General features: G+C 37.4%; 6 protein-coding genes, 1 pseudogene and 1 CRISPR repeat array. Of the genes and pseudogenes, 3 read left to right on the top strand and 4 right to left on the bottom strand.

Translation table 11 applies throughout. The features are described from left to right. A pseudogene (locus tag AC4MRQ_RS24525) lies at nucleotides 1–293 on the bottom strand (ATP-binding protein); the annotation flags it as partial. Between the two features lie 72 nt (nucleotides 294–365). Next, nucleotides 366–800 carry a hypothetical protein gene (locus AC4MRQ_RS24520; protein ID WP_491200369.1) on the bottom strand — a complete coding sequence of 145 codons (435 nt, stop codon included), beginning with the start codon at nucleotides 798–800 and terminating at the stop codon, nucleotides 366–368. A gap of 477 nt (nucleotides 801–1,277) precedes the next feature. Here AC4MRQ_RS24520 and AC4MRQ_RS24515 point away from each other — a divergent pair, with 477 nt between their 5' ends. The 3 genes from AC4MRQ_RS24515 to AC4MRQ_RS24505 are packed head-to-tail and all read left to right on the top strand — an operon-like array spanning nucleotide 1,278 to nucleotide 3,541. Beyond that, a complete protein-coding gene (locus AC4MRQ_RS24515) occupies nucleotides 1,278–1,931 on the top strand; it encodes a cobalamin B12-binding domain-containing protein (RefSeq protein WP_491200368.1) in 654 nt (217 codons plus the stop codon). Next, on the top strand, nucleotides 1,918–2,382 hold the full coding sequence (locus AC4MRQ_RS24510) for a hypothetical protein (protein ID WP_491200367.1): 465 nt from the start codon (nucleotides 1,918–1,920) through the stop codon (nucleotides 2,380–2,382). The genes AC4MRQ_RS24515 and AC4MRQ_RS24510 overlap by 14 nt, the downstream gene beginning before the upstream one ends. Next, nucleotides 2,345–3,541: a sensor histidine kinase gene (locus AC4MRQ_RS24505; RefSeq protein ID WP_491200366.1), complete on the top strand. Its 1,197-nt coding sequence runs from the start codon at nucleotides 2,345–2,347 to the stop codon at nucleotides 3,539–3,541. Before AC4MRQ_RS24510 ends, AC4MRQ_RS24505 begins: the two co-directional genes overlap by 38 nt. Nucleotides 3,542–3,620: 79 nt before the next feature. Next, a CRISPR array of direct repeats spans nucleotides 3,621–4,709; the repeat unit is 36 nt; unit sequence GGTATATCTTATCGCTTATTAGAATCAAACCACAAC. 184 nt (nucleotides 4,710–4,893) lie between these two features. Here AC4MRQ_RS24505 and cas2 read toward each other — a convergent pair. Both cas2 and cas1 read right to left on the bottom strand, forming a co-directional pair. Beyond that, nucleotides 4,894–5,256 carry a CRISPR-associated endonuclease Cas2 gene (gene cas2, locus AC4MRQ_RS24500; protein WP_491200365.1) on the bottom strand — a complete coding sequence of 121 codons (363 nt, stop codon included), beginning with the start codon at nucleotides 5,254–5,256 and terminating at the stop codon, nucleotides 4,894–4,896. Nucleotides 5,257–5,278: 22 nt separating this feature from the next. After that, the coding region (cas1, locus tag AC4MRQ_RS24495; RefSeq protein ID WP_491200364.1) for a type II CRISPR-associated endonuclease Cas1 at nucleotides 5,279–6,190 on the bottom strand (912 nt) is incomplete at its 5' end.

Genomic DNA, 6,190 nt, shown 5'->3' with positions numbered 1-6,190 from the left:
AAATGTTCGAATGGATAACCGGAAGGCCCCAATTGCATTACTGCTTGCTTCAGACGATAGTTAACAGCGGTTTTGCGCTCTTGATTTTGTAATATACGATAGGCTTTTGTGTAAATATCGCTGGTAAGCATGCCATCGTGCAATTCCAGACTGACAGCTTGTAATATCTGTTTGGCTAATGCTTCATCAGCTCCTGATCGCATTAAAGAATCGATTAGTTTCTGACTTTCGAAGTAAACCTGCGCGCCTGAAGCCTTTTTGATCAGATAATTTGAAAGGGATTTTGTGTGCATCCTGCATGTTTTGAGTAAAGATAGAGAAAAACAGGAAGTACGAGGAAGCAAGGTCGGAAAATGTAAAAATCGCTATTCCATACTTTGGCGAACTGCTTGCCTGTTAAAAATGAAGGCAACAATCAATAAGATTAAGCCAATTATGGCGGCGATAATAGGAGGTCGACCTGGTGTGTGAAACTTAACCAGAAGGGTAGCATAGCCAGAGGTCAGGCATACCAACATTCCGCAGCTAAAAATTAAGAGTGGCAGGTAAGTATGTTTATGTCGGTTAAATAAGTACTGTCCGGTAATAATTAAAATGCCAATACTGAGATAACCACCTGCCATCACCCTCATCATAGCAAGAAGCAGGTACTGCACACCACTTTCCAGTTCGTTCCACTCCATCGATACGGCCTGACTATGGTAGGGCATAAAACTGTTTTTAATCAGGTAGATAAAACCAAATGATAGAAGAATTAAACCAGCTGAATAATTAGATATTGAAGCAATTAACTTATTCATTTAATAGTTTTGGTATCAAGTTAACAAAAATCACTATAAATTGCTTTTTCTTTATGATTGAAATTATTATTACAATAGTTTATTTGACTTATATAATTTCAAAATGTTAAAGTTGTTGTTTTTTCATATTAGGGCCGATTAAAATATTGAATTTATATACATTATTGATCTGTTCAGTGTTTTGAATCTTTAATTTGATGATTTATTGCTACTAATATGAGTTATATTTAGATTTTTAAATTCAGGTTATTTGATAAGCAATATTGATTCTTTCATGATGTTAGCGTTAAACTTACTTAGCTTTTTAACACTAATCATTAATAAATCAGCATTTCATCCAGTTATAATTTAATTATATAAGTGCTATTATTTAAACTTATTTTGTAACTTAGTTACTAACTAATTTGACCGCTCCCAAGGAAATTGATCCTTTCTCCTATTCGTTCATTGATTAATTAAATCTTTAGAGTTAAATCTATGACAATTGAATTGTCCGACTACAATCTTTACTTTAATGCATTATTAAAGGGCGACCGCCATAATTGTATTAAGCTTATTGATCAACTTTGGGAAAAGAAAGTTCCTCTCCACGTCATCTATGAAGAAGTATTAAAAAAAGCACTCTATCAGGTGGGAGAGTTATGGGAAGAGAATAAAATAAGTGTGGCAACAGAGCATTTAGCATCAGCAATTTCAGAGACAATAATGAATAAGCTTTTTCTAAAACTCAACGTCCTATACCATTCAGATAAAAAAGTACTGGCGGGTTGCGTTGAGAATGAGTTCCACCAAATTGGCATTAAGATGATCTGTGATATGTTTGAGGCCAAAGGTTATCCCACGTTCTTTCTTGGAGCCAATACGCCTAAGAAAGATTTTATGGAGCTGGCCCGGAAAATCAATCCCGATATCATTGCATTGTCAGTGAGTGTTTTCTTTCATATTCCCGATTTGATAAAAATGATTGAAACCATACGAAACGAGTTTTATGAAACGCCAATATTAGTAGGGGGACAGGGATTTCGCCATGGAGGAAAAGAATCGTTGTTGAGATTTGAGAACCTCACATTTATGGAAGATACAGTTGCAGTAGAAGAATATATAAACCAGCTAGCCTATGAACAAGTCTGAATTAATAAATAGTGCGAATTTACTTCCACGTATAACACCGGAAGCCCTTACTGAATATCGGTCCAAATCGGGTAGGATGGCGGAGCAATTAAATGAACACTTTATATCAGATAATGAGATTGAGAATCTGATTGGAAATAATAACATCGATCTGATGAAAAACAATCATGAAAATCATGCTCATTTTATGGCATCTGTATTTGAAAACTTCAGTGCCGAAACGCTGGTCAATACTATATTGTGGGTTTTCAAAGTATACCGTAGCCGGGAGTTTAAGCCGGTTTATTGGCACAGGCAATTAAATTGTTGGATAGATCTGATCAAGGAAAATATCGACACAAATGAGCAGGATGGTATTCTGGATTATTATAAATGGATGATAGAGCATATTAACGATTTTACCCAATTGACAGATGCTAAAGAAATTGATTGCTTACCCGAAAATAGATGAAAGAGTAAAGTTATCGGAACTTTTATCACGATGGACAAATGAATTTTCGGATGTGATTAGTAGTGGTAATTGCATTTACGTTTGTTTATTGGATAAAGAAGGGGAGATACTCTTTATCAACTCTACATTTAATGAATTGATAAAAGGAAAAGGAAGTAGCAGCTTCCTGAACCCAGACACGAACGCTTTAGTAGCTACAAAAGGTAACGGACTTATCTTTGATGGTTACCTGACTGTTGGAGATAATTACTCGTTTAATCGATCAATAGAAGCAAAAGTATACCGGCGGGAACAGGAGTTATTGTTGTTGGGTGGGATAAATGCCAATGACCTGTTTGAACAGAATGAGAAAGTTTTTAAACTGAATAACGAAAACCAAAACCTGCAACGTGATTTAATTAAAGAAAAGAAACTGCTGCAGTCTGCTCTGTATAAGCTTAACAACACCAATGAAGAGTTGTCGAAACGAAACAATGAGAAAGACAAATTTTTGTCGCTGTTGGTTCATGATATAAAATCTCCGTTCAATTCTTTACTGGGATTTACTTATCTGTTAAAGAATAAAATTGAAGAGTTTCCGATTAGTGAACTTAAGAGAATTGCAGGAATGATTAATGATATCACTGAGAAATCAGATAATTTATTGAATGATATTATCACCTGGTATAAAGCGCAATCGGGAAAAATTACTTTTACACCTGAAGAGATTCAATTGGAAGAGTTTTGTCGTGAAATAATCAAGAATGTTGAATACAGCGCACATAGAAAGCAGATACAACTGAACTTACAGATTGAAAAGAGAATTACCTTCAAAGGTGATGTAAACATGTTAAAAACGATTCTGCGTAACCTGTTAGCCAATGCCATAAAGTTTACCCCGGAAAATGGAAAGGTTTCCCTCGTTGCTAAAGTTCAACATGATAAAATAATTTTTGAGGTGGTGGATAATGGTATGGGTATTTCAGAAGAGAATATCGCCAAAATAATGGATGAATCCGTTTCATTTACTTCTGCCGGATCATCGGGGGAAAATGGTACTGGGATTGGTGTTAATTTATGTATCGATTTAATTCGTAAAATTGGCGGAGAATTACATATATTTTCAAGATCACAACAGGGAAGCACGTTCTGGTTTGATGTGCCTTTGAAAGATCAATAAAAATATATCAAAAAGAAAGCCCTGATGCACAATACTTGGTTATTGGTGCATCAAGGTGGACATACCTAAGCTATTTCAGAGGTTATTTTATAGCTTATTAGAATCAAACCACAACCCGACGTACAGTGCGCCAAACCCGTTGTCCGGTATATCTTATCGCTTATTAGAATCAAACCACAACGGTCACGATTAATTACCAATCGGAATTATGGTATATCTTATCGCTTATTAGAATCAAACCACAACGTGAAATTGGAAATAAAGTTTGTAACTTTGGGTATATCTTATCGCTTATTAGAATCAAACCACAACACACAATGGCGAACGCTTTATTGCTCCAAAGGTATATCTTATCGCTTATTAGAATCAAACCACAACTGAAGCTCAATAAGAGCATCCGACCAAAGAGGTATATCTTATCGCTTATTAGAATCAAACCACAACAACAGAACACGTAAAGACAACAGGCCAAAAGGTATATCTTATCGCTTATTAGAATCAAACCACAACTGATTTCTTATTTAGAGTAACATCACCCCGGGTATATCTTATCGCTTATTAGAATCAAACCACAACCAATAGGATTTTGTCATTGATTTCTATCTGGGTATATCTTATCGCTTATTAGAATCAAACCACAACTGTGGCCACGGTGGCAAGCGTCAACTACATGGTATATCTTATCGCTTATTAGAATCAAACCACAACTGCGCGCCCTGCTGGGTGAAAAGAACATGAGGTATATCTTATCGCTTATTAGAATCAAACCACAACTACAGAGAAGATCGAAATGCTTGGGCTCTCGGTATATCTTATCGCTTATTAGAATCAAACCACAACTACGCCAGCACGAACAAAAAAGCGGTCGTAGGTATATCTTATCGCTTATTAGAATCAAACCACAACTTAATGCCGTGGTTCCGAACTTGAAGAAAGGGTATATCTTATCGCTTATTAGAATCAAACCACAACTACGTTTATCCTTTATAAGTGGTTTCATTGGTATATCTTATCGCTTATTAGAATCAAACCACAACGCTGGGCGCTTCAATACAAAACATAAGCAAGGTATATCTTATCGCTTATTAGAATCAAACCACAACTCGACCTACAAAGATGTTTCTAGTACTAGGGTATATCTTATCGCTTATTAGAATCAAACCACAACCGCGCGCCATACAGCTCAGTAATGTCGGTGTATGCAGCTTGTTTTTCATGCAGAAAAATTAACACGGAAGTATATTTGAAACCAATAATGTGGTGTTTTTTTCAGGATGTCAAAGAGCTTTTGTAAAGGTAGAAATCTTTTCCAAAGTTCTGAACTTTGGAAAAGGTTAAGATTGGTACAATTCCTAAAACAATTCCAGCTGCTGTGGAGCTTCTTCAGAAGGTAGAATTTGAGCTCCCCATATATTAATCATATTTGAGTATTGCTTATCGGTGATGCGTAAGATAGTGATCTGTCCTTTATCGGGTACAAAGCCTTTAATGCGTTTTTCATGCACCTCAGCACTTTCTTTGCTGGCACAATGGCGGGTGTAAACGCTCCATTGCATCATGGTAAAACCATCTTTCATCAGTTCTTTGCGAAAGCGGGTCGCTAATTTGCGTTCTTTTTTGGTTGTTACCGGAAGGTCGAAAAATACAAATAACCACATAATCTGATATGCATTAAGTCGGGTGTGTTCCATGGTTGCAGGTATTATCTTTTCCAAAGTTTCGAACTTTGGAAAAGGTTCAAAAGTCGGGATAGGTGATTTTCTTATCTTCTCCGCTAAAACAGCGTGCCAGTGAGGCGGTAGTGATCGACAGAGCCACCATTAAGGGGCGTTTGAGCTTACCGATCTGCACATCACAACTCAGCACCTGCAATAAATGGGCTTTCGTGGTTTTTTCAAGAATCATTTCGTCGTTACCCGATTGCCACAGTTCGTATACTGCTTCATCAATGTAGGGGCGGTAAGGCTCCATAATATCATCGGCCAGACAATAGGCATTGTAGCGGTTATGATGATGGATACCTAAGGTGGGCAATAAGCCGGAACCTGTCAAAGCACGTGCGACAGCCGACCGTAATACGATGTAACCATAATTCAGAAAATTGTTTGGGGCATCACCATAGCGGTCGCGTACAAAACCGTTGGTAAATAAGCGCCCCCAATATTCACGGGCAGCAGTTCCTTCGCGATTGGTACTGTCACCACTCTTAACCGATGCAGCTAATGATGCCAATGGGCCGCTGTCAATACCTTTGGACTTAAGCAAGGCTGCCTGGTTTTTAATTTTAGCTGTGATGGTTTGTTGCCATAGTTGCTTCTTCAGGGGTTGTGAAGCATTAATTTGCTGACCAAATAGTTCGCTTTGTAAATGGTGACCATTCAGATTAAGCAACATTGAAGCAGGCATATGTTTTTCGTCGCAGCAAACCACTGCAATGTTATGAACATTGAGCTGTTGCAGGGCAGGTAATGTGATGGTGATTTGCCAGTGCTCAAGTATCACCATGGCAATATCTTCGAGTGGGACCGTGCGTGTGGTGTCATTGTCTTTCAGCAGGATATCAAGTTGCTGATCTTTGATGCTTAAATAAGCCGGGTTGGTAAAAAAAAGGGTTCGTTTTAACATATCCGGGTGTTTAAAGTGATTACT

The sequence above is a fragment of the Carboxylicivirga sp. genome (assembly GCF_982718395.1).
This window is presented reverse-complemented; position numbering and strand designations above follow the sequence as displayed.

Excerpts from the sequence above, each read along its gene's own strand:
- AC4MRQ_RS24510 (WP_491200367.1), top strand. The coding sequence starts at position 1,918 with ATGAACAAGTCTGAATTAATAAATAGTGCGAATTTACTTCCACGTATA.
- AC4MRQ_RS24515 (WP_491200368.1), top strand. The coding sequence starts at position 1,278 with ATGACAATTGAATTGTCCGACTACAATCTTTACTTTAATGCATTATTA.
- AC4MRQ_RS24505 (WP_491200366.1), top strand. The coding sequence starts at position 2,345 with ATGCTAAAGAAATTGATTGCTTACCCGAAAATAGATGAAAGAGTAAAG.
- AC4MRQ_RS24520 (WP_491200369.1), bottom strand. The coding sequence starts at position 800 with ATGAATAAGTTAATTGCTTCAATATCTAATTATTCAGCTGGTTTAATT.